Below are 23,458 nucleotides of genomic sequence, written 5' to 3'. Positions count from 1 at the left end.
CTCTATCCAATAGAATTTTAGAAAAATTTGCTGTTGGCAAGGGATTTATGGAATATTTTCAAGAAAATTAAAAAAAATGACTTTTACTTTAATGTTTCAGTTTTGGAAAGAAGCGGCGATAAAGGAAATAAAACCTCCTCTGTTTTTTAAAACAATTTGATTCTGCTTACTCTACCCAATATAAAAAACCGCTATCTTATTTAATCTGAAATCTTTGTCTTTGATAAATTTCTGAATCATGAAGCAGAAATGGAAACATTAAATTACTTCATGTTCTTTTATACCATAATGCTCAAAGATATTTTCACAAACTGTTGAATTATTAAGAATAGTAATCTGACATCCTAACCCTTCAAAAATTTCTCTGCGAATAGCTTTTTCAAAGGTTTCTCCAAATTCTACCCCACCTCCTAATGAACACCAATCTTTAAGCAACCCCCTCATTATTTAAAACTTCACAAACAAGGAGGCGATTTTCAAAGCAAATGATACCAATAGCTTTGGCTCGAATAACATTCTTAGGGCTCCCAATAACTTTATCCAACATCCTTTTGCCTAGTTATTAAAATAATTAGGAAATATGGATCAAATCCCTTGGCGAAAAAAATCCGAAATTAAAATTTCGGATTTTAAAGAGCTTACTTTTAACCAAGAAAGTTTACTTTACTAACTGAATTTTTGGCGCAGACTGTATACACGCTTCTTCTTCTTCTTCTTGATCTATGCACAATTGTGCACCTTGTAAAAGATAAGAAGCCAACGTAACATCACCTTCATAAGTCATTTCGACTTGCATTTGTCCATCTTCTGTTGGTTCTCCGCAGGTAATGAGCACATAACAAGATGGATTTTTATCTAAAACCTCTTGTAAATGCTTTCGACTACAATTGCTCATATTTCTCCTGATAAATAGATTCAATTAAGGAAAAAGATCAAACTAAACTGACATTGAAAGGGTCTAAAAAAAGAGGAAAACATAAGCCAGCCCCTTAGTAGAAGTCACATTAGCGGATACGCCAATTTATACACAAGCGAATTGAAAAGTTGATTTTTTCTTTAATGTAAATAATTTTTAAATCATTCACAAATCTAATGCAATGAAGACCATAGACAAATAAATAGAGAATTACAAATGGATATTTTATTCCGCCCTCATCCTTATTCTTTATTTAAAGTGAATTGAAAAGCCAGTCTGGTTACTTGCAAAATCCGCGTCAAAATTTAGTCTTCCATTCATTCTTTTTCTTATTACACGAAAGATTTGAAAAAACTAACAGTTCTATTATGACGTAATTTCCTGTGTTTAGGAGATGAGATAGAATTAATTTAGCTTCCTGCTCGACAAGGTTAGGATCTAAATGAGAGCCAATTCAATCGCCCTGCAAGTAAGTTTTAAGAATAAGAAAACGTCCTCCAGCACCAATTAAAATTTTATTCGCTAGACATTTTGATCCTGTTCGCTCTCCTTATAGCCCACTTTAAGTAGTTGTAGAGAAAAACCACTATACTTGGATTGGCCCAAGAGTGACTGGCATGAAATGGACTGACTATTCTGATCACGATGTTAATGATGGCATTGGAAAATTCTTCTTATGCTGACTAAATTAGTTGAGAAGTGATCCTAAATTCGGATGAAGAAATTGGATCAACGGTGTCTAGATATTTATTTGAAGAGGCGAGCAAAAGAAATTTAAGCGAAATGATTTTTAAGCTTGCGCTTCCAGATGGAGCTTTTGTCAGGGCTCGCCAAGTTTTCTTCTATTTTTATCATTTTTATCACTGAAAAGTCTGCTCACGCAGGACCGAGACTTCTCATTCAGTCGATATGTTATTTATGCCTTATTTATCAAGTATATCGGACTATTCAACTTGAACGCTGGATTTATTGAAGGTAGGGCCCTGTGAATATTCTGCCAGAGTTTAGCTTATATCGTTTGAATGTGAAAAACTCAAATTCTATCTATATTTCAATTATTCAAACTCACATAAAAAAATAGCCATAATTTGCGAACAAAAATACTGCCGACTCTTTTGGTTGTTAAAAAAATATCCAATCATTTCCATTTAAAGTTAAGAGATAGCTGAATGGAATAGAATAACTTTTTCAACAATCTCTAACATCCAATTCTTAGCTTTCAGTTGACATTCCCATTGAAAAGCTAAATTGATTTGATATTCATGCTAAAACCCTCTTGCAAAAATAAATACCTGTTAACACAGTATAGCGTTTATTTGAATATAGGATTGTTTACAAAACCATCACTCATATTTATCAAAACATGTAATCAAAAATTAAAAAATATAGAAATTCCTAAATCTTGTTAATTCAAAGTGACTGGAAGTTTTAAATCGTCATGCAGCCAAACATTTAAAAGATAAGATTCAGGATCCACACATTGAAGGTGATGACCATCATAGGCATATGATTTAGCAGGTTTTACATCGCTGCATAAAAACTTTAGATTATCTTGCTGGATAAGTATAAAACTAACCTCTTTTAAAGAGGCAAGCATATCTATTCCCAATCGAGAAAGCTCGGAATCTATTACATAAATTAAAAGAGGTTGCTCGCCAACTGTCAACTCTTGAATCGATTGAAAAAGAGATAAAGAGATGCTTTCAATACATTGTATAATTAGCAGATTGAAAGGATTTTTCTTCAGGACTTCTCGAAGTACAAACACTTGCTCATGATCAAAGACTTTATGTTTCATATCATGTTGAAATAATCTGTAAGCGACATCTGATAAAGTGACTCTTGCGCATCCCACCTGCTCAATGGCAATTCCAGCTGCGACATTGCAAAGTTGAGCTGCTACTGAATAAGTAGTTTTATTCGCCAAAGCATAAGTGAGCATAGCCAACACGGTATCGCCAGCACCCGTAACATCTTTAACTTCTTTTGCGTGAACAGGGAAATCCTGCCGAGTTCCCGACGATTCAAAAAGGGAAATACCAGCTTCTGAACGGGTAATCATTAACAAGCGTGCTTGAGTGATATGCAAGATTTTTTGAGCAACTAAATCAAGTGGTGTTGAAGGCGGTAACCCAGCTGCTGCATAAGCTTCCGAAAGGTTAGGTTTAATTAAAGTTGTTTGAGTATATTTAGAAAAGTCGTGTCCTTTTGGATCTGTTACAACCAAAATGGCATTTTTATTAGCATAATCAATGATAGCTTTAAGGAGCTGATCTGTTAGAAAACCTTTACCATAATCGGAAATCGCGATCGCTTGAACATCATGCATAAAGGTTGGGATAGCAAGAATGATTTCTTGCTCTAATTGAGTATCAAGGGAGACAATTTCTTCAAAATCTATGCGGACAATTTGTTGATTTTCTGCAATAACGCGGTTTTTGACAGGTGTTCTGTATCTTTGTTGGTTGAAAATAGCTGACGTATCAACTCCTTCTTGACTTAAGATATTGCAAAGAACATCGCCCCCCCAATCCTTACCTGTTCTACCTATCGCTGTTACCTGTGCACCTAACGAAATTAAATTGAGCACAACATTTCCGGCTCCTCCTGGTTTATGCTCTTCATGGTGAACATGAATGACAGCAACAGGAGCTTCAGGAGAAATTCTTTTAGCCCTTCCTATAGTATAAGTGTCTAATAAGAAATCTCCAATTACTGCTACCTTAACAGGTTTTAAATCTCGCAATGTATTTGCTAACGCTACCATATTTTCTTCGTCACCAAATAGTTTTTTACATAATCTTCAATAGCAGCTTCCAAAAGCATGGGATGAGATTGATCTTTTAGTATCGTTTCAAGTTTTTTTGTATCTGCACGACTGTAATTTTGATATTTCCCAACCAATTCTTTTGGCATGTCAACATATTCAATTTTGACAGGACAATCGAGAGCTTTAAAAACAGCATATGTTAAGGAATTCCATGTAGAAGCTTCCCCGCTACCAACATTATATAAACCTCCAACGTCGTTTTCTAAAAATGCACACGTGATTCTAACAACATCTTTGACATAAATAAAATCTCTTTTTTGCTCTCCGTCTGCATAAAGATGAGGTTCGCTTGATTTAAAAAGTTTGACTGTTTCACCCTTTAAAATTTCTGGCACCATTTTATTCACAGCTGAGGCCATTCGCCCTTTGTGATATTCATTAGGACCAAATACATTAAAGTATTTTAATCCCACAATTTTTTCTAAGGCTCCTTCTGTATAAGCCCATTGATCAAAAAGCTGCTTAGAAAAGCCATACATATTTAAAGGTTCAAGCGAGTACAACTCGTTTTCTTTATCTTGAAATCCCTTTAAGCCATCTCCGTAAGTGGCTGCTGAAGAAGCGTAAATAAAGCGATGTTCATGTTTTAACGCATACTCAGCTAATTGAACTGTATAGCGGTAATTATTTTCTAAAAGGTAACTAGCATCTTTCTCTAATGTATTTGAACAAGCTCCTAAATGAACGAACGCTTCAATCAAGGATTCTTTTCCATTTAACCAATTAAATAATTGATGTTTAGGAATGATGTCGACAAATTTTTTACCAACAAGATTTTTCCATTTTTCACTGTGCCCAAGTTCATCAACAATCAGGAGATTCGTCATTCCTTTGTTATTCAAATAGCGAACAAGACAAGAGCCAATAAATCCAGCTCCACCTGTGATTACTATTAATTGATCATCATATATTTTCATTATTCGAACTCATCAAAAAAAATAAATAAATCTATAGTCTATCATAAATAAGACAAGAAAGAACTAAAAATTAAATTTTGGAAAAATAAATTTGGCATTCCTAGGGCTAATGGAACAAGCGTCAGGTTAATTTGGGCAGCGTAGAATACCAACGATTGGATGAACGGTTGATAAAGTACGCAGAAAAAGCTTTAAAAGAAGCAGGAATTTGCCCTTGACCAATACAAAAAAAAGAAGATCCTGACCCAGACATAAGCACTGTATCAAAACCAGAAGACAGAAGAGTATTTTTTAGTATTTTTAATTCAGGTTTGATTTCAAAAGCCGAAGCTTCTAAATCATTAAAATAAGGTTTTTCTTTAAAGCTTGCATAATCGTTATTATTTTCATTAGACTGAGAGAAATTTAAGTGCTTATAAACTTCAGGAGTCGAAAGTCCAAAAGGAGGCTTAACAATCCAAATTTTACAATGAGCTAAAGGGTCTAAAGAATTTACACATTCTCCTCTGCCAGTACAATGAGCAGTTCCTTTGGAAAAGAAAAAAGGAATGTCTGCCCCAATTTCGGATCCCCATTGCATTAACTCTTCTGTTGTTACGATTTCTCCTGCTAGTTGATTACAAGCCCAAAGAGTAGTCGCAGCATTACTGCTACCTCCTCCAAGCCCTGCTTGAGAAGGAAGTCGTTTATCTAAATGAATGCGTAAGTGTAAATCCAAACCAGTTTTTGAACGAAATAAACGCATGGCTTTAAGAACTAAATTAGAATCATCGGTGGGAAGATAAGGATCTGAACAGGTGAGCGTATCTACTGTCTGCCTTTGAAATGTTAAAATATCCCCAGCAGAGATTGTTTGAAAAAGTGAGGAAAGCTCATGATACCCATCCGCTCTTTTGCCAATAACTTTTAAAAATAAATTTATTTTTGCCGGTGAAAATAATCGAATGGAAAACATACTATTTATTAACTCAATAATAGATAGGCGCAATTAAATTTAATTGCGCCTTACAAATTAGAACAAGAAAGCTTAAGCCGCCTTAAGCTTTTTGTTCTTCTAAACTCGCACGATATCCTTCTTCAGACATCACTTTTAAATTAAAGTTTGCCGTTACACCTTCTTTTAATTTAACAACGAGAGAATGCACTCCTGTTGTCTTGATCGGATGCTTTAATTGAATGTCTTTTTTCTCAAGTTCAATTTTTGCGTGATCTTGAATAAGGTGGACGATTTCCGCCACTGTTACAGAACCATACATATGCCCTTCTTGGTCCACTTTAACAACCTGTACTAAAGTCATTCCTTCAATTTGCATAGCAACTGCTTCTGATTCTTTCTTATCAGCAATCGCCCGTTTTTCACGTTCAGATTTTAAACGCTCTTGCATACGCAAGGTGTTTTTATCAGCGATAACGGCTAAACTTTGGGGAAGTAAAAAGTTACGAGCAAAACCAGGCTTCACGTTAACGATTTCACCACTTCTACCAAGTGCTTCCACATCTTTTATTAACAACAACTGTGCCATACTGTTATCTCCTCGTATGATTCTTAAACTTCAGCAACAAATGGCAACAACGCCACATGACGGGCGCGTTTAATGGCTGCTGTCAATTTCTTTTGATGATAAGCAGATACGCCTGTAATTCGTCTTGGTAAGATTTTACCACGTTCAGTGATAAATTTTGTCAAAGTATCTATATCTTTGTAATCAATTTCTCTAATTCCTGCCGCAGTAAAAGGGCAACGCTTACGCTTTTTAGAGCGGGCATCAGAGTAGTCAGAATTATATTTTGGTTTTCTTTGTAGCATAAATCTACTCCTTACTGCTGTTCATCTAGAGTTTTAAATTCAATTTTCTCCATCACTTCGTCAGTGCGTAGAGTAATAAAACGAATAAGGTCTTCATTCAAATGATATTCTTGCCAAAGATCAGAAATAGCTGCAGAAGGAGCTGTAAAATAAACGAGATAATAATAGCCTTCGCGGTGGCCATCAATTTCGTAAGCTAAACGGCGTCTTCCTTGCTCATGAAGTTTTTTTATTTCTCCTCCACGACCAGTAATTCCAGTTTGAATTCTATCTAAAGCCTTATGGCGAGCATCATCACTGAGCGTTGCGCTAATGACATACATTCCTTCGTAAAGGTTTTGTACTTTTTGACTCATGTATATTCTCCTAACCCTGCAAAGGGGGTTTTGTTAAATCTATTGACTCCTTTTCTAAAGCTTTTTTAAGCTTTTTAGGCAAAGGCATTAATCTGTCTTTGCTAGGAGTTGTGTTAACCGCGTTCATCACTTGTGAAACGCTCTCTTTAATTAAGCGGAGTAAAACTTCTACTCCACGATCAACAAAAGTCGCTAAAACTTGTAATTCTTCTTGAGTGAAAACATCTAAAACATAACTAGCAAATTTTTTTTCGCCAGGATGTCCAATTCCCATTTTTAAACGATTATAGTGAGAGGTTCCTAAATGAGTCTCTACACTTTTTAAACCGTTATGCCCACCCGCACTTCCCATTGTTTTCAATTTCAACTTTCCAAATGAAAGAGATATATCATCTGTCACAACAAATAGATTTGTCATGGGCAATTTAAAAAAATCTAAATAACGCTTAACAGCTGTTCCACTTAAATTCATATAGGTAAGTGGCAAAATTAGGTGGATAGATTTGTTTTCAACCATTCCTTTCGATATTAAAGCATTAAAACGTTTATCTTCTTTAAATGACCATCCCAACTTGTTCGCTAAACTTTTTATAACAAGATAACCCATGTTATGCCTTGTTAATTCATATTGAAGCCCTGGATTACCAAGCCCTACAAAAAGATACGATTGCGAAGTTGAAGTTGTCACATCTTAAAAAAGCTTAACGTTTTACAATAACAGCTACAACCTCATTCATATCAATAAGAGGGCGTACTGTTTCTGGAATATTCATATCTTTTAAGCGCTTAGACTGCTTAAGTCCCAGCTCTTGCACATCTAATTCAAAGAAAGATGGCATATCTTTTGGTAAACAACGTATACGTGCATGCCGAATGACTTGACGAAGTACACCACCTAATTTAACCCCCACACAATCTACAGTTCCTGTACACTCAATAGGAACTTTAACATTAATTTTATGGTCATCGATAAGTTCTTCGAAATCAAGATGCATTACTTGATAAGTTGTAATCGCATACTGAATGTCTTTCACTAATACACGACGTTCTGAACCCTTTTCATCAACTAAGGTAAAAATTGTTGTAGGAAGATGACCAGATTTCACATGACGTAGATAAGAATTAAATTCAGCACTGTTAATTGCTAAGGTTTCGCCTTCTTTTCCTCTCACATATAGAACAGCTGGAATCATTCCTTCACGGCGAAGGCGATTGATTTCGCTTTTGCTTTTGCCTGTTCTTAATATTGCTTTCAATTTCATGAATCCCCCAAAAAGGATAAAGTTAAATAAATTTTAAAAAGATAAACTTGAAGCCTGCCTACTAAAGATAGTTTGAAATAGATTTTTTTCTTATTTAAAACTTACGTTACTAAATTTTTCAGTCATTTTTTCAAAAAAAAGTTTATCACACATTTATATATGTTATAAAGAAGAAATGGACTCATCCGATACAATGCATTGGATGGCATGAGTCAAAAGAGAGGCTATGGAAACGGTTTTAAGCTTAGAAGCTTCTTTTAACCGTTTAGTATGAGGAATGGTGTTCGTCATCCATACTATTTCGAGCAAACTATTTTCTATCTGCTTAACTGAATCATCCACAAGTAAACCGTGGGTAAATGCAGCAAAAATACGATTTGCTCCCTTCTCTTGGCATGCTTTCGCTGCTGACATTAATGTTGCTCCAGTTGAGCAGATATCGTCAGCGAGAAGTACATCTTTTCCGTTAACATCCCCGATTAGGTGATAGTCTACAACTTCTATAGCACTTTTCCGGTGCTTATCAACGATTGCAAAACCAACACTGAGCTGACTTGCAAAAGTTTGAGCTGTTTTGACGCTTCCTATATCGGGAGCTACAACAATACTATTAGTTAAATCTAATTTCTGTAATTCATCAATCAATAGTTGACGTCCACTAAGATGATCTACAGGAATATCAAAAAACCCTTGCAATTGATCTACATGAAGATCCATTGTCAAAATTCGCGTTATGCCGGCTTCTACCAATAAATTTGCAACGAGTTTCGCTGTAATTGACACATCAAACTTATCTTTACGGTCTTGTCGGCAATATCCATAATAAGGAATCACTGCTATAATATTTCGCGCTGATGCTCTTTTGAGGGCATCAACAATAATTAGTAATTCCATCAAATAAAAATTGGGATCAAGAGCAATCGATTGTAAAACAAAAGTATCTTTACCACGCACACTCTCTAAAAGCTGCACCCCTATTTCCCCATCAGGAAACTTGCTTAACTGCATTTGACCAAGAGAAATTTTGAGTTGTTGGGCAATTTCAGTTGCAAGAATGGGATGTGAAGATCCAGCAAATAATAGTGGTTGGTGGCAAAAGGGCATCTGAATTGCCTATAACATTGGGGTGGAAGGATTCGAACCTCCGCATGGCGGTACCAAAAACCGCTGCCTTACCGCTTGGCTACACCCCATCGATGAACCGATCGCTTTAACAAAGATAACATAATATTCTTGGTTTGATTTTTTTGCAACAAGAAAAACAAGAAAAAAATATTAAATTAAGCAGCTAAACATAAATATTTAGAGATTTATGAATTCAAAAAAAATAGATAAAATAGCTACTTTTAAAAGATTGTCTTTTCAAAAAATTCAGAGATAGACAAATTTCGATAAAAATCTAAATCAAATATTCGAAGTCTAAACTTCAAAAATATATTTGTTTGTGGAAATATTTAATCATTATCCGTTATTGATTGAAATAACCAACACTAAACTGCCAATAGAAAGTAAAAAATATTAAAATTCAATGAAAATGCTAATTCAGAATCGGAGCTTGTCATGCACATCATTCATATAGCCTCAGAACTTGCCCCTTTAGCTAAAGTTGGAGGATTAGCAGACGTTGTTCTAGGTCTTTGCCGTGAGTTATCTTGGAAAGGGCATGATGTTGACATCATTATCCCTAAGTATGATTGCATGGATAGCGAGCAAATCCGAGACTTGACAGTGGATTATTTTGAACTCCCCTCATTTTATAATGGAGAATGGTTTTTCAATACAGTTTGGATGGGATGGGTGGAAAATTTAAAAGTTTATTTTATTGAACCCCATCACCCCCGCTTCTTTTTTAATCGCGGCTGCTTTTATGGTTGTGAAGATGATCTCGAACGTTTCTTATACTTTTCTCGTACAGCTTTAGAGTTTTTGTATAAAAAGTCTATTTTGCCGGATATTATTCATCTCCATGATTGGCAAACAGCTGTTATTGCGCCTCTGTACAAAGACATGTATCAAAAGCTTGGGTACACAAAACCAAAAATATTGTTTACAATTCACAACATGGAATATCAGGGAAAATGTGCAGCACATGATTTGAATTACATTGGCCTCGATGGCAATCGATATCAGCAACATAGTTTTATGCAAGACAATCTCTACCCTCATTTAATTAATTTGCTCAAGGGCGGCATCGTTTATTCAGATTTCGTAACCACTGTATCTCCTAATTATGCAAAAGAGGTTTTAACACCGAAGGAAGGAAGAGGACTTGAAGCCACCTTAGTAGAATATCAGCATAAATTCAAAGGGATTTTAAATGGAATTGACTACTCTTATTGGAATCCAGAAATTGATCGATTTTTGCCCGCTCATTATTCTTTAAGAGAAATGCCTAAAAATAAAAAAGATCGAAATACCGTTGATAAAAAAGGTTTTATCAAAAAATTTTTAAGAGAAAAACTTTATTTAGCCGAGGAACATAGACCTATTATTGGATGCATAACTAGACTTGTCCCACAAAAAGGAATCGATTTGATTAAACATACGATTAGACATATCGTTGAAAAAAAAGGACAGTTTATCTTACTAGGCTCAAGTCCTATCCCTAGTATTAATGATGAATTTCATCGTTTAAAGCATCAATACACCGACCATCCACATATTCACTTAATTTTGCATCATAGCGAAGAACTTGCTCATCTCATTTATGCGGGCTCTGACATGTTTATTGTTCCCTCACTTTTTGAACCTTGCGGCCTTACACAAATCATTGCTCTTAAATATGGCACTGTTCCCATTGTTCGTCGCACAGGAGGATTAGCTGATACAATTATCGACGTCGATCATACAGATCAACAACCTGATAAAAAAAATGGATATGTTTTTGACAATCCGGATGCTAATGGAATAGATTCTGCCATCGACCGCGCTATTCATTGTTGGTTTGAAGAACCTGAAAAATGGCGTCAGTTGATGCTTAATGGAATGAAAATGGATTTTAGCTGGAATCAATCTTCAGATTGTTATCTGAAAATTTATCAAGCTATCTCAGCAAAAAATTAAAGGGACTCTTGAATTAATACAAAAATATAGCTATTCTCCCTTTCTCGTCTGAGTTTTGGATTTCTAATATAACTATCAGCGATGGTTGAAAGGAAGATTATCTTGAGTATTCCTAATTGTCTGACTTTTTTTCGTATTTTTATTAGCCCCATTTTTCTATTGGTTTATTTAGAATATGAGTTTTTAAATATCCAAATGACAACTTTGCCTTATATTTTACTTTTCCTTTTAGGTATCTCAGAATTATCTGATGCCTGTGACGGATATCTTGCACGTAAATATAATCAAGTTACGGATCTGGGTAAAATTTTAGATCCTATGGCAGACAGCATCTATAGAATTTCAATTTTTCTAACTTTTACACTTCCTCCTGTCCAGCTTCCCATGCTTTTGATTTTTATTTTTATTTATAGAGATTCTGTTGTAAGCACTTTAAGAACTATTTGTGCTTTAAAAGGATTCGCACTTGCTGCTAGACCTAGCGGTAAAATTAAAGCTGTCTTTCAAGCCCTAGCTTCATTTACTGTCATTATTTTGCTAATTCCTTATTCGCTGGGCTATTTACCTCTTCATTCGCTACAATATATTAGCATGATAGTTGTATTAGCAGCCGCTCTTTATTCCTTACTTTCGGGTGTAGAATATGTCTATGCCAATAAACAATATATTATGAAGCTTTTGACATCTAAAAATAGCCTAAAACGAGATTTAATTGATTAAATCTCGAAAAATTTCCTTTTTACAGTTGATTTATAAACATTAAAAATGAATAGATTATTCTGTTGAGAACAAAATACTCATCTAATTGGAAATCATCTCAACAAATGATAATTTGAAATAAAGTTATTATGACTCCAATTCCCTTATTTGCGTAAGACAACTTTTTGGATATTCCTCAAAAAAATAATTCCTCTATAAATTAAATAACAATTTCAGAAGTAAGAAACATCAAATTTTTAGTTACGAAATTTCTGCAAGGGGATGGCTTTCAGATAAACGTGCCTCTTCTCTCACAAGATTGAATGAAATTTCATGTCTTAGCATGAAAATTCCATACCCATTAATAATCAATAAAGAAACACCAGCAATAGCCATTGCTGTTTGTGCTTGGCTTGTTCCCATAAAAGAAAACAGAACTAAGGCTACCATCGCGTAAATATAATAGACGCCCCGGCCAAATTTAGGTGAGAGGTATTCTGCACATTTTAATCCAACACAAAAATAAGCATTGATTGTGTTATAACCAAGCATAAACAAAAAAATAGGCATGAAAAAATGCATATAAGGGAAATATTGCCCTAGAGATAGTTGAACTAAGAGACCTGCCTCTATGGGTTCCTGCCAAAATCCAGTGGTTAAAATCAAGAAAAGACTGGTTGTACAAACTATAAATGTATCGAGAAAAATATCGAAAATAGCTAATGAGGCTTGTTTTTCTGGAATTTGCACGCTAGTTTCACTATGAATGACAGATGCATATCCCACTCCAATATCACCTGTATAGCACCCTCTTCGAATTCCATACGACATAGTACTCATAATTCCAGCTCCAGCAAACCCTCCAATAGCGGCATGCCCTGAAAAAGCAGAAGTGAATACTTGCTGAATTACTGTAGGTAAAGCGGAAAGATTATTGAACAATACCCACATTCCCATTCCTACATAAATCACAACAAAAACTGGTAAACTCGTACTTGAGATAGTTCCTACCCGACGAACTCCTCCACTTCCCGCAAAAACCACAAGCATCAGTAAGGTCGCTGTTACCAAATAAGGATTGATGCCTAAGTTTGTTGTAATACTAGTGGAGATGACACTAAATTGATAAACTTCTACTCCGTAAACACACAGCAATACACAAACAAGTTTAGGAATCCAGCTAGTTTTAAAGACTTTTTGCAAAAAATACATAGGTCCCCCATTATATCCCCCACTTGCATTGGGAACTCTATAGCGCAAACCCAAGTAAACTTCTGAATATTTTAAAATCATCCCTGCTAAAGCAGTCATCCAAATCCAAAATAAGGCTCCAGGCCCGCCAAGTTGAACGGCTGTACAAATCCCCACGATATTACCAATTCCTACACATCCACCTACTGCAGCAAAAAAAGCTTTGAGAGGATGAACACCATGTTGATTTTCTGAACTGCGTAGTCGCATAAAACTGAAAAATGTCTTAAAAACGGTGGGTAAATGTCGAATTTGAAAAAAACCTGATTTTAAAGATAAATATAGCCCCAACAATATGACAATGGGAACTCCTGCATAAGTCCATAGAATATTTTCCAGCTGATCTAATTGACTACTTAAAGCTGTAAGCATTTATCGCCTAATTTTAATTTAATAATTAAACAATTTTAATAAAATTATTATTTCTTTTGTTTTAAAAGTCAATTAATTAGTTTATTTATTTGAACAAATTGTTCTTTCCAGAAATAAAAATCTAATAAACCTGAAACAGAGCGCCCCATTAAATAATAGCTCAGATAAATAGCTTCTATTGATGCAAGTCCCCTCTCTGGATCTGGACAATCATCCTGATAACGAGGATAAGCTGTCCGAAAATGATGCGGTAGACTTCGGTATAGATAATTTGTTTGATTTTCAAATGGCTGTATCATCTTTCTTGCATAACGCCAGGTCGCGTCTAAAACAAGTAATCCTCTGTTACAATCTTCATTAGTGAGAGGTGGAGCATTGACTGATAAAATAATATATCCTTGTAAATCTGGTAATTTTTCATAAGGATATTTCAAAAAAACAAAATCTTTTCTTGTTTCCAAACCACGCAAACTACATTTTTTTAGATTTTCAAGCCGATGTCGAATAATAACAGTGGGAGGAAAAGGTTGCATTATTGAGTTAATTGCCTTAAGTTGGAATTTGAACAAATAGCAAACAAAACATGACTTTCTTCTTTTTTGCAAAATGATACTGATTTAAGTTTAATCAAAATTAAAGCCCATTACCCATAGGTCTACACAACATTGCTATTTTTAATCGATTTTAATTTTGGTCTAATTGTGCAATAAAATAAGAATTTAGCCCAATATTTTAATATTCATTAAGCATAAATTCAAGAAAGGAATGAAAAATGAAAAAAATAACCACTTTCTTAATCAGTGGCACCTTAACTTTAACTGCTATTATCCCCTTATTTGGCCAATCTCCCTCCAATCAGCAGGCTTACCCTAATCAAACATATGCCCAGCCAACGACAAAGGGACAAATGAATCAAAGCAAAACCTATGATCAATCTTCTCGTCATTTTGGCTCACAAAACCTTAATGAACACTCTTTGACTTGGATAACAAATTATCATGAAGCTGTTGCCCAATCTCAGTCGACAGGAAAACCCATCATTTTATTATTTACAGGCACAAATTGGTGTCCAGCTTGCATGAAATTAGAAAAAGAGGTGTTAACTAAGCCTGAATTTGCACAAGGTGTGGGCAATCAATTTATCTTCTTCAAAGCCGAATTTCCAGACTATGGTGAAGATGCTATTATGTCATCTCCATATAGTACTTTATTACAACGCTATAACATCAATGCATTCCCCACTCTTGTTGTGATCAACGCAAGTGGACAACTTTTGTTTACCGTTAATTACAAAGCTGGTGGGCCTGCTGTTTATATCAACGAATTACTACAAAAACTCAATCCAGGCCAATTCTCGGGTTCTATGAACCACTTTAACACTTATTATCGATAATTATTTAAAGTTGATTCTGGATCACGATAAAAAAATCAGGATTCAGAATTATTTTTTTAATTTCTCCAGTCCGTCATTTTCAATAACTCTTTCGGAATTTCAAATAAAAATCTCGATGGGCGACTAGCCATATCCTTACCCATACGTTTACGTTGCTGAGCCATACTTATTGTTAAATGCTGCTGAGCACGAGTAATTGCAACATACATCAATCTTCTTTCTTCTTCGATTCCTGTTTCTTTCATACTTTTTTCATGTGGAATGATATGATCTTCCATACCAACTAAAAAACAAACTGGAAATTCAAGCCCTTTTGCACTATGAAATGTAAGTAAACTTACGCGGTCTTCATGACGATTATTTTTTGTCGATTGATTAAATTTATTATCTACATACATATTTCCCAAAAAATTTTCTAAAGAGCTTTCTAATTCGGGGTTGAGTTGTGCCTGCTGTTCAAATTCAGCTAAAGAAGAAACAAATTCTTGAATATTTTCCCATTTAAAGTCCCTCATTTGTTGACTTTTCACTTCCTCTTTAATGGCTTTTTGATAATTTATTTGCTCTATTAGCCATTTCAAATTTTCTGCTAAATTACCTTCTTGGAACCGTTTTTTTGCTTCGCTAATTAAATGAGTAAACTCACAAATTCCTTTAAAGGCTTTTCCATGATAAATTAATTTAGCTCCTTCCCCTTTTTGATTTGCAACCTCTTTTAAAACATCCCAAAGAGGCCTTTGAAACTGCCTATTATGTGTCGTCAATAGATCTAAGCTATCTTCGCCAATTCCTCTTCTTGGTTGATTCACAATTCGTAGCAGAGCTTCTTGATCAGCCGGATTAATGATTAATCTCAAATAAGCACATAAGTCTTTAACTTCTTTTCGTTCATAAAATTCTGTGCCTCCAAAAATTTCATAAGGAATTCCTTGAATCCACCGATTCTGAAATTTCCAAACCTGTCTCATGAGAGCCGTTTCAAATTGACGAGATAGAGCATTAGATCGATATAAAATGGCAAAGTCTTTCCACTGTAAATTTAAACTCTCTTTCATTTTTACAATTCTTTTAACTACTACTTGAGCTTCTTCTAGCTCATTCGGTGTATGAAAGACCTCAATAGGATGTCCCTCTCCTTTCTCACTCCATAATTTTTTTTTATGTCGATATTGATTGTGATCAATAACTGCATTTGCAGCTTTTAAAATAAAATTTGTCGAGCGATAATTCTGTTCTAATTTAATGACAGTTGCTTTTTCAAATTCTAAAATATTTTTAACATCTGCACCTCGCCAACCATAAATAGACTGATCGTCATCACCAACAACACATAAATTTTGGTATTTAGAAGTAAGTAAAGAGGCAAGTCGATATTGAATCGGATTCGTGTCTTGATATTCATCAATCATCATATAGCGAAATCGTTCTTGATAAGCTTCTAAAACATCCGGAAATCGTTCGAACAACTCAACAGTCAAACTTAAAAGATGGTCAAAATCGACAGCATTATATGCTCTCATACTTGCTTGTAAACGGCGATAAACATCTTGAACAAATGAATTGTGCCATTTTGACTCAGAAATTTCGATATTTTCAGGAGAAATTCCTTTATTTTTTGCATGTCGAATGGCGTTGAGCGTAGAAGTTAAAGAGGGAAGTTCCCCTTCATGCTGCAAAATATCGCGAACAATCATGTTGATTAATCGTTGCACATCTTGTTCATCGTACAAACTAAATTTAGTTGTATAACCAAGCTTGGCAATGTCTTGGCGCAGAATCTGCATACAAAATCCATGGAATGTGCACAAGGTCACTTGCTTGGCTAATTTTGAATCTACAAAATTTGCCAATCGATGACGCATTTCTGCGGCCGCTTTATTTGTAAAAGTTAAGCCTAAAATAGCTCTGGGTGAAACATTTAAATAACGAATTAAATAAGCCATTCGCATTGTTAACACGCGAGTTTTTCCGCTTCCAGCTCCAGCTAAAATTAATACTCTTCCATTAATGAGCTTAACTGCATGCTTCTGCTCTGGATTTAAAGTTTCTAATTCTTTTTCCATCGATACAATTTCTAATTTTGCTCATTTACATATGAGATAAGGACTAAGTTTACCAAAAACAATTCAAAAGGTTGACAGATCGGTCTTTTATTAACAACAGCCGTTTTCTTAACAAGGGTTAAATATTATCTTAATCGTTTAATCCGCTCATTTTTAAATACTTAATAATGTGTAATTGATTTAAATAAAAATTTTCTTAACAAATAATTTTAGTTTAAAGTAAACAGAGGATTAGATGCACATTTGATATCTGCTCACCCCCCTAACGACCTTTTGCTCTTATATTTACACAAGCTAGAGCTTCTTAATTAGCTAACACTGGATATAAAACTGACAAATGATCGCTTGTCTTTTTCCTGCTTTAACAAACTAGGAAAGAGTCGATTCTTATACTTGTTAAAAAATTATTTTTTGGACGTTTTAAAAACAAAAAAGTTAATAAGATTTCCGTCTCCAATAATCAAACAAGGAGTTATTTTTATGCATATAGTAGATTTAAGATCATCATCAACTACTCACGATGGAACAAATCTACAAGGAGAACAATCAAGTCAAAATCTAGCAATCCCACCCCATCCCCCTATTCCTCCATTCATTTCTCCCTTACCTTTACCAGAAGCTTCTCCTCGCGCAAATGGCATTTTATGTACTCAAATTTCTCCTACGCCAATGACTCAAAATTCAGGGACTCCCCCTCAAAACAGATTTAGAGAGACTCATTCAGATAGCACAAGTAATTTTTCTGCGATTCCCACAAGCGAAGCAGAGCAATCTGTTGAAGCAGATCCAATTTCTGCTCCTACTTCTCCTTTAATTTTAGCTCATGTTTCTCATCAAGCTGAAGGTCCTTTAGTCCAAACATTAGCAACTAAGATTATGGCGTTTATTGAAAGGCAAACTCCTATTCGTTTAAATACTTGGTTTACTCCTGAGGATCAAGCAGAAATGGAACAAATTATTAGAAATACCTCTGACAGAAGCCAAACTATTACGATGTCATTTTTGACATGTCTATCTGGAATGGTAGCCAGTTTTGCTCTCGCTGTTTCCCAAAAAAATAAGTCTTATGAATTAGATGCGAGCAGATTATCGATCTTACAAAGAGAGGCCTACAGCCAAATAAAGGAGCAAGATCAAGCCTCTTACGAAGTTTTAACTGAACAATCTCTTAGAATAGAAGAATTAATGCAAACAAGAAAAGATGTTTATAGAATTCAGTATGAAAAGATGCAAACAGAGCAAATGCATTTAAAAGAAATACACCAAGGCAATACTAGAGGGTGGTTTGTCCCTCATTTTGGGATTGCTCACCGCGCAGAAACAGTGTTTAAATTGCTAGAACAACGACGTCTTAATTTAAAAATTTCTCTTAATGATTTAAACAGACTTCCAGAAAATTCTCCACCTCGCACTTCACATGAAGTAACTCAAATTGTAACTACAATAAACACTAAACTTGCAGAATTAGAAGAGCAAATTTTAGTTCATCAAAAAACATTAAAATCTTTAGAGGGTGAATCTGCAGACCAATTTAGATGTGAAAGTTATTACCTGCATTTTAACAGAATGAAAAAACAAAGTAGATGCTACGATGAAAATCAAAGAAGAATAGCACAGCGTCTTCGTGAACTAGAAGCAGAAACAAACACTGAACTTTTGCCAAGCCAGATGGCTCAACGAAAATTTGAGATTGCTATGATCAGGGCTTATCAGAAAAAAATTGAGAAAAGATTAGTTAATCTCAGAACGCTTTTAAGCGGCTATAAAATTATGGAGGGAGAAAGAGTGACTGTTAACGTAAGAAGAAATAATTCTAGATCAGCTGAATTAAAAAAAGGGGCTGATCTTTTAAACAGTCTTGTTGCTCTTCAAGAACGAGTGACTATACACTCTTCATTAGCGCACATTTCAACCCCCGAAATAGAAAAAAATTTGCTTAAACAAGATTACTTGAAATTTCTTGAGTTACAATCTAGTTTTAGTGTGGTGCAAAATACTTTCAAAGAGAGAACAGTTAGTTTGGAAAGCAACATGATTAAGTGTTTTTCAAATGTTAAAAAAATTGAAAGTTGTTTAAAAACGTTTAGACAACAAATGGCTAATCTTACAGTTGAAATTAAACACAGAACATGTTGGTTCAAAGCAGAGATTACACCTCCTGCTCAACCCTGGTGGCGTTTTATTATCAATTTCTTATTCCTTCAAAGACGCTTTGATTAATCTTGTTTGATACCGGTACTGAAAAAACTTTAAAGTTTTTTCAGTACAGAAATTGCTAATACTAAATTTATGGCATTCAAAATCTTAAAAAAGTTAATGTCTTGATGCTTTAAACTTCATCTAATCAACCATCATTCAATGACTTAACTTAATTTTTGATAGTGCCTGTAAGCTTGGTCGATCAATTCTATTAATTCTGCTTGAATATCTTGCATTTTAGCTTGATGAGCAAGTGTACGAGGTTTAACATTTAAAAGAAGTGCTTGAGGAAATGTATGATAGGAAAGGCGAAAAGCTTCCCTAACTATTCTTTTAAATCGATTTCGGTGATGAGCTTTACCAAATCGGCGTGTGACTGTGATTCCTAATTGAGAGTGAGAGCGATCATTGAAACGAAGATCTAAAATAATCCATCGTCCAATGTACCGAGAAGATCCATTAGCCATGCGCTGGTACTGCTTACGCGTACGCAAGCGCATTGACTTAGGAAAACGATAAGTTAAACGCGTGTTAATTGTTTACGTCCATGTCTACGACGTCTACTAATAATTTTACGTCCGTTGGCTGTGCTCATTCTTTTCAAAAAGCCATGCTCAGAAGAACGGCGACGTTTGCTGGGTTGATAAGTACGCTTCACGGCTAAATTTCCTTAAATTTAAATTCAATGTTAATAAAAGCTTAGCTTGCTTTTAAACGTTTAAACATGGCCAGAATAATATTGATTTTTAAGAATAATTGCAAGGAATAATTCTTTATAGGTATTTAACAGAAAGGTAACATTCTTATTCTTTTATCCTTGAATGGTAAGCTTTAGCTTGATTAGAATTTTAATTTCAGCCATTCACCAACAAACGCTTTTTAAGCCTTATTTGATTGAGAAAATTCTTGAATAAAATTGAACCTTGATTTATAAACAATGCTTACTTTATAACCTTCACTGATTAACTCAATAGGGAATTCTCATGAAAGTCAAAGCATCGATCAAAGCTGATCCTTCTAAAGGCGATATACTTGTTCGTCGCAGTGGTCGTTTGTATGTTATTAACAAAAAAGATCCTAATCGCAAACAGCGCCAGAAAGGCCCAGCCCGTAAAAAATAAGGAATAAAACATGGCGAAGAAGTCATCGGTAGAAAAGCAAAAGCGCCGCGAAAGGCTCGTCCAATTAAAATGGGATAAAAGAAAAGAGCTCCGCGAAAAAAGTTACAACATAAATCTTAGCGAAGAAGAAAGAGAGCAAGCTCGCATCGCGCTTAACAAAATGCCGCGTGATTCTTCCCCTATACGTTTAAGAAATCGTTGCCAAATGACTGGCCGTGCTCGTGGCTTTATGCGTAAGTTTAAGCTCTCTCGTTTGACATTTAGAGAACTAGCTTCTATGGGAATGATTCCAGGTGTGACTAAGTCAAGCTGGTAATCCCCTATTCTTTAGAATTTAATCTGCATTCTCAAGGATGACTTTTGTCATCCTTTTTTTATCCCTCAATTTAATCTGTAAATAATTTTTAAAAAAAATTGAGGCTTACTTTTAATTCTTTGCATAAACAAATTAAACTTTAAGCCTATTTAAAGGCTATGTTTGCTTAACGCTTCTTTGAGATTAGTCAGTTGATCAACTTTTTGCCATCGGTCCATTCCCTCAGCCCAAACATAGCTATTGAATCCCAATAACCCACTATTCCACAAATTCCGTAAAGCAATGATGCTAACAGGTCCAACTTGTTCATGGTTTTGATCTAAATAATACCACAATTTATTTTCTTCCTCTTTCCAATTAGGGGGGGGAATGGGTTGTTGTGGCTGTGAAATAGAAATAGCAGGATCTGGTTTTGCAATAGTCATCGTTGGCCTAATATTTTCCTCTTTCTTGATAGAGGGAAGAAAAAATAATAGGATTGTTGCGAAGAAATTAAACAGCAATCCAAGGATAAACCAGGTAGTAAAATCTCTTCCTTTTTGATCTGCGTAATACCCTGTCAAATAGCCAATGATTGCAGATAAAACAAAACTCGTCATTATTTGTGTTGCGTCTAATTGAGGCATTCTCAAACCTTTACTTATAAAATCGTTAAATTCTCCTTTTAATTCGCTGAGATAACTTTCAAAATCTGCAGAGAAGTCTACAAGAGTGGTGATTATTTTTTGAACTTAACACCTCACATCATTTTTCACAAAAAATTTATCATAGCATCTTTAATTTGCCTACTTATAAAAAAAGTTTTGAATAAAATTATAAATAATATTTTTAAATGATAAAGGACTAGTCAGATTAAAATTTAACTGCTAATGTTGCAACCTAGATTGCATCAAATTAATGAGATGTAATGATAGGTTAAAAGGTTAAATCAACCAACAAAACCTACTTTAAAAATTATATTTATACAAATATGCTCAATTGATACGTAAATGAAGCGGATCTAATTGCTACAAGGAAAAAGTTCATGATAGACCCTAAAGTTGATAAAAAGAAAGTGGATACAAAAGAATTTGAACTTCCAGAAACAGTTTTTATTCGAGATATTGAAGATAAAGTTTTTCAATCTATTGCTTTGCAATGTCTTGCACAAATTGATGGAATTAGTCTAGTTGAGGGAAATTATATCGATCATCTTCTAGGCCGTATTGCTGAAGGTGTAAAAGGCATTTACGCCGAACAAGATGATAAAAATCAATCCGTAAATATTAAAGTAGAAGTAAACATTTTATTTGGAACCTCAATTCCAGAAAAAGCCGAAGAAATTCAAACAAAAATTGCAGAAGAAATCACAAAGTTAACAGGCCTACACGTTTCCTCTGTTCATGTCGTGTTTAAAAATGTCATTTCTCCTGAACAAGCACAGAAATTAAGCCAAAGTTTTACACAAGGTCCTCCCAAATTAATGGGAACCAACTTAGATGAAGATTATTCCGATGAATTTTAAATTTGAACGTTTTTTCTACGTAGCTATTAGCTTTATTTTTGGAGCTTTCTTTTTTGTTGTTGGTGTATTCAGTATTGCGTTACCTTGGTCCGAACTTCTTCAAAATGCAATTATCCGTTTTCTAACAGAAAACACCCTAATCTTATCACTATTTGGGCTTGGCTTTGCTCTGATAGGTCTTTCAATATTTATTTACACAGCGATTAGCACCAAGCACCGTTATACATTTATTAAAACAGGAAATCGTTCGATTTCTATTGATGAAAATTTAATCGAGCAATACTTGAAGAGTTATTGGAAAGAGCAATTTTCTCAAAGCGAGGTCCCTTTTCAGCTCATGATTCGTAAAAACTTTCTTCAAGTAGCCGCAGATCTACCCGCCATGCCTGAAGAAGATCAAAAAAATGTTTTAGAAAAAATTAATCGGGATTTCTCCTATCTTTTTGGAGAAGTTCTTGGCTATCCACACGAAGTTCATTTAATAGCTAGCTTTAATAGAAATCTTGGAACTAAATAATTAGAATTTATTAAAATTATTGTTTAATAAAATCATTTTTTTATTTAAATAAGTGTTGTAGCTGATTTACCATTACCTAATATTAGTCATATAATCATTCCCAATTAAAAATTTTAATTTAGTCAAACTATTTATTGAAGAGGTTTTAACAACCTCGAAGTAGAAGCTAAATATTTAGTATGTCTGCTGTTCTGCTTTTCTTTTATTTTTTAAGGCTTTTTTTAGGTTTTTTTTCTCTTACTTTGTAAGCTCGCTTTCAACCGTATCTACCTGTTTTCCTAGATCAATGTTAATGCCACAAGAAGATTTAATTTCGCTCCTGATATTTACAATAGGCGAATATATCTTGTCTTTGTCTTGACTTTTTTCTAATTTCTATAGCTTTTCAGCCAACTTCTCCATCCTAACCATAACGCTGATTAAATTGTTAATGCATTACCATTCCAATTTTAGGAAACCTTTGGAAATCTAGATCCATCTAATCATCCGCCTTTCCCAGTAAGGCATTCATTCATGCTTTCCAGATAATCAGCTTATTCTAATTAAAATGGTTATAATTATAACTATTTGTTTTCTGAGTAAAAAATTTGATTTAAAAGTCATTGCTTGTTTTGATAAGGGCCAGTCTAAGGAATACTTTCATCACAAATGAATGAAAACCAAGCCAGCGCTATAACCAATCATCTTAGAACCTGTTTAAAATCTTTTAATCGTGTATAATTGTTTTCAAAAAAAATTTGTAGGCAATAATGACGCATTCTTATCCAAGTGATATTTCTAGAGAACAATTTGATAAAATCAAGCCAATCCTTGAATCTATCCGAAAGAAAACACGTCCCCGAAAGATAGATCTTTATGATGTTTTTTGTGGG

At 34.5% G+C, this 23,458-nt stretch carries 25 protein-coding genes, 1 tRNA gene and 1 pseudogene; 9 read left to right on the top strand and 18 right to left on the bottom strand.

All coding sequences use genetic code 11. From position 1 onward, the window contains the following. Positions 1-258 precede the first annotated feature (258 nt). From TY19_RS12925 to TY19_RS08450, 12 genes are all read right to left on the bottom strand, one after another. Positions 259-435, bottom strand: a complete 177-nt coding sequence (locus tag TY19_RS12925) for an NUDIX domain-containing protein (RefSeq protein WP_158383160.1) — start codon at positions 433-435, stop codon at positions 259-261. Positions 436-658: 223 nt separating this feature from the next. Then, complete coding sequence (locus TY19_RS08500; RefSeq protein WP_042281767.1) at positions 659-895, bottom strand: hypothetical protein; 237 nt, start codon at positions 893-895, stop codon at positions 659-661. 1,426 nt (positions 896-2,321) lie between these two features. After that, positions 2,322-3,683 carry a bifunctional ADP-heptose synthase gene (locus TY19_RS08495; RefSeq protein ID WP_042281765.1) on the bottom strand — a complete coding sequence of 454 codons (1,362 nt, stop codon included), beginning with the start codon at positions 3,681-3,683 and terminating at the stop codon, positions 2,322-2,324. Continuing rightward, the gene (gene rfaD, locus TY19_RS08490) at positions 3,677-4,663 is read right to left on the bottom strand and encodes an ADP-glyceromanno-heptose 6-epimerase (protein WP_042281763.1); all 987 of its coding nucleotides are present in this window, start codon (positions 4,661-4,663) and stop codon (positions 3,677-3,679) included. The genes TY19_RS08495 and rfaD overlap by 7 nt, the downstream gene beginning before the upstream one ends. 121 nt (positions 4,664-4,784) lie before the next feature. Next, positions 4,785-5,618 (bottom strand): 4-(cytidine 5'-diphospho)-2-C-methyl-D-erythritol kinase, encoded by an 834-nt coding sequence (gene ispE, locus TY19_RS08485; RefSeq protein ID WP_042281762.1) that lies wholly within the window; start codon positions 5,616-5,618, stop codon positions 4,785-4,787. Between the two features lie 82 nt (positions 5,619-5,700). Next, positions 5,701-6,186, bottom strand: coding sequence for a 50S ribosomal protein L9 (gene rplI / locus TY19_RS08480; RefSeq protein ID WP_042281758.1), 486 nt, complete (start codon positions 6,184-6,186; stop codon positions 5,701-5,703). 23 nt (positions 6,187-6,209) lie between these two features. Beyond that, positions 6,210-6,470: a 30S ribosomal protein S18 gene (rpsR, locus tag TY19_RS08475; RefSeq protein WP_011176137.1), complete on the bottom strand. Its 261-nt coding sequence runs from the start codon at positions 6,468-6,470 to the stop codon at positions 6,210-6,212. 11 nt (positions 6,471-6,481) lie between these two features. Continuing rightward, entirely contained in the window at positions 6,482-6,826 is a 345-nt protein-coding gene (rpsF, locus tag TY19_RS08470; RefSeq protein ID WP_042281756.1) for a 30S ribosomal protein S6, read from the bottom strand. A 10-nt stretch (positions 6,827-6,836) separates the two neighbouring features. Next, positions 6,837-7,514, bottom strand: a complete 678-nt coding sequence (gene pth, locus TY19_RS08465; protein ID WP_079979277.1) for an aminoacyl-tRNA hydrolase — start codon at positions 7,512-7,514, stop codon at positions 6,837-6,839. Between the two features lie 13 nt (positions 7,515-7,527). After that, positions 7,528-8,088: a 50S ribosomal protein L25/general stress protein Ctc gene (locus TY19_RS08460; RefSeq protein WP_042281755.1), complete on the bottom strand. Its 561-nt coding sequence runs from the start codon at positions 8,086-8,088 to the stop codon at positions 7,528-7,530. A 162-nt stretch (positions 8,089-8,250) separates the two neighbouring features. Next, positions 8,251-9,192 carry a ribose-phosphate diphosphokinase gene (locus tag TY19_RS08455; RefSeq protein ID WP_042281753.1) on the bottom strand — a complete coding sequence of 314 codons (942 nt, stop codon included), beginning with the start codon at positions 9,190-9,192 and terminating at the stop codon, positions 8,251-8,253. 17 nt (positions 9,193-9,209) lie between these two features. Next, positions 9,210-9,281, bottom strand: a tRNA-Gln gene (locus TY19_RS08450). 367 nt (positions 9,282-9,648) lie between these two features. Here TY19_RS08450 and TY19_RS08445 point away from each other — a divergent pair. Further along, positions 9,649-11,151, top strand: coding sequence for a glycogen synthase (locus TY19_RS08445; protein WP_042281751.1), 1,503 nt, complete (start codon positions 9,649-9,651; stop codon positions 11,149-11,151). 102 nt (positions 11,152-11,253) lie between these two features. Next, positions 11,254-11,871 (top strand): CDP-diacylglycerol--glycerol-3-phosphate 3-phosphatidyltransferase, encoded by a 618-nt coding sequence (gene pgsA, locus TY19_RS08440; protein WP_042281749.1) that lies wholly within the window; start codon positions 11,254-11,256, stop codon positions 11,869-11,871. Between the two features lie 240 nt (positions 11,872-12,111). Here pgsA and TY19_RS08435 read toward each other — a convergent pair whose 3' ends face one another. Beyond that, complete coding sequence (locus tag TY19_RS08435) at positions 12,112-13,473, bottom strand: amino acid carrier protein (RefSeq protein ID WP_042281747.1); 1,362 nt, start codon at positions 13,471-13,473, stop codon at positions 12,112-12,114. 68 nt (positions 13,474-13,541) lie between these two features. Beyond that, a complete protein-coding gene (locus TY19_RS08430) occupies positions 13,542-14,006 on the bottom strand; it encodes a hypothetical protein (RefSeq protein ID WP_042281745.1) in 465 nt (154 codons plus the stop codon). A 239-nt stretch (positions 14,007-14,245) separates the two neighbouring features. Between TY19_RS08430 and TY19_RS08425 the strand changes: the two genes are divergently transcribed. Continuing rightward, complete coding sequence (locus tag TY19_RS08425; protein WP_042281744.1) at positions 14,246-14,866, top strand: thioredoxin family protein; 621 nt, start codon at positions 14,246-14,248, stop codon at positions 14,864-14,866. A gap of 56 nt (positions 14,867-14,922) precedes the next feature. Here TY19_RS08425 and TY19_RS08420 read toward each other — a convergent pair whose 3' ends face one another. Then, a complete protein-coding gene (locus TY19_RS08420) occupies positions 14,923-16,929 on the bottom strand; it encodes an ATP-dependent helicase (protein ID WP_042281742.1) in 2,007 nt (668 codons plus the stop codon). Positions 16,930-17,409: 480 nt separating this feature from the next. Between TY19_RS08420 and TY19_RS08415 the strand changes: the two genes are divergently transcribed. Beyond that, complete coding sequence (locus TY19_RS08415; RefSeq protein WP_042281739.1) at positions 17,410-19,149, top strand: hypothetical protein; 1,740 nt, start codon at positions 17,410-17,412, stop codon at positions 19,147-19,149. Between the two features lie 143 nt (positions 19,150-19,292). Here the strand turns inward: TY19_RS08415 and TY19_RS08410 are convergent, their stop codons facing one another. Both TY19_RS08410 and rpmH read right to left on the bottom strand, forming a co-directional pair. Beyond that, positions 19,293-19,595 (bottom strand): ribonuclease P protein component, encoded by a 303-nt coding sequence (locus TY19_RS08410; protein ID WP_042281736.1) that lies wholly within the window; start codon positions 19,593-19,595, stop codon positions 19,293-19,295. A 53-nt stretch (positions 19,596-19,648) separates the two neighbouring features. After that, positions 19,649-19,786, bottom strand: a complete 138-nt coding sequence (gene rpmH, locus TY19_RS12920) for a 50S ribosomal protein L34 (protein ID WP_075882930.1) — start codon at positions 19,784-19,786, stop codon at positions 19,649-19,651. A 325-nt stretch (positions 19,787-20,111) separates the two neighbouring features. Between rpmH and rpmJ the strand changes: the two genes are divergently transcribed. Next, positions 20,112-20,249, top strand: coding sequence for a 50S ribosomal protein L36 (gene rpmJ / locus TY19_RS08405; protein WP_011176151.1), 138 nt, complete (start codon positions 20,112-20,114; stop codon positions 20,247-20,249). 10 nt (positions 20,250-20,259) lie between these two features. Further along, complete coding sequence (gene rpsN / locus TY19_RS08400; protein ID WP_011176152.1) at positions 20,260-20,565, top strand: 30S ribosomal protein S14; 306 nt, start codon at positions 20,260-20,262, stop codon at positions 20,563-20,565. 149 nt (positions 20,566-20,714) lie between these two features. On the opposite strand, the gene TY19_RS08395 is transcribed toward rpsN, so the two are convergent. Continuing rightward, positions 20,715-21,191 carry a GYF domain-containing protein gene (locus TY19_RS08395; RefSeq protein WP_042281733.1) on the bottom strand — a complete coding sequence of 159 codons (477 nt, stop codon included), beginning with the start codon at positions 21,189-21,191 and terminating at the stop codon, positions 20,715-20,717. 398 nt (positions 21,192-21,589) lie between these two features. Here TY19_RS08395 and TY19_RS08390 point away from each other — a divergent pair, with 398 nt between their 5' ends. From TY19_RS08390 to TY19_RS14195, 3 genes and pseudogenes are all read left to right on the top strand, one after another. Then, positions 21,590-22,069 carry an Asp23/Gls24 family envelope stress response protein gene (locus tag TY19_RS08390; protein ID WP_042281730.1) on the top strand — a complete coding sequence of 160 codons (480 nt, stop codon included), beginning with the start codon at positions 21,590-21,592 and terminating at the stop codon, positions 22,067-22,069. Continuing rightward, positions 22,059-22,586 carry a hypothetical protein gene (locus TY19_RS08385; RefSeq protein ID WP_039358375.1) on the top strand — a complete coding sequence of 176 codons (528 nt, stop codon included), beginning with the start codon at positions 22,059-22,061 and terminating at the stop codon, positions 22,584-22,586. Before TY19_RS08390 ends, TY19_RS08385 begins: the two co-directional genes overlap by 11 nt. 749 nt (positions 22,587-23,335) lie before the next feature. Continuing rightward, positions 23,336-23,458, top strand: a pseudogene (locus TY19_RS14195) (IS5/IS1182 family transposase); the annotation flags it as partial.

The sequence above is a fragment of the Candidatus Protochlamydia sp. R18 genome, from assembly GCF_000648255.1.
In the GTDB taxonomy this organism is placed as follows: Bacteria; Chlamydiota; Chlamydiia; order Chlamydiales; family Parachlamydiaceae; genus Protochlamydia; species Protochlamydia amoebophila.
Note: the sequence above shows the minus strand (reverse complement) of the source record. Positions and strands in the feature narration are given on the sequence as shown.